1 pseudogene is annotated in these 535 nt (G+C 46.2%); it reads left to right on the top strand.

The window, feature by feature from the left end:
• Positions 1-535 (top strand): annotated as a pseudogene (locus R7Z49_RS27210) (DNA-directed RNA polymerase subunit beta'); the annotation flags it as partial.

The raw sequence follows: 535 nt of genomic DNA, 5'->3' as shown, positions 1-535 counted from the left end.
GCGTTGCTGACTTGTTCGAAGCTCGTAAGCCTAAAGAGCCTGCGATTCTTGCTGAACACACAGGTACAGTTAGCTTCGGTAAAGAGACCAAAGGTAAGCGTCGTCTAGTTATCACACGTGATAGCGGTGAAGTTTACGAAGAGATGATTCCTAAGCATCGTCAGCTTAACGTGTTCGAAGGTGAGCGCGTTGAACGTGGTGATGTAATCGCTGATGGTCCAGAGTCTCCACATGACATCCTACGTCTACGTGGCGTACACGCAGTAACTCAGTACATCGCTAACGAAGTACAAGAAGTTTACCGTCTACAAGGCGTTAAGATTAACGATAAGCACATCGAGACTATCGTTCGTCAAATGCTACGTAAGTGTACAATTACTCACGCTGGTGACTCTGAGTTCCTACCTGGCGAGCAAGTTGAATACTCACAAGTTAAGATTGCTAACCGTAACCTAGAAGCTGAAGGCAAAGAGCCTGCACGTTTTGAACGTGAACTTCTAGGTATCACTAAAGCGTCTCTAGCAACTGAGTCGTT

The organism is Vibrio sp. 1562 (assembly GCF_033340155.1).
In the GTDB taxonomy this organism is placed as follows: Bacteria; Pseudomonadota; Gammaproteobacteria; order Enterobacterales; family Vibrionaceae; genus Vibrio; species Vibrio alginolyticus.
This window is presented reverse-complemented; position numbering and strand designations above follow the sequence as displayed.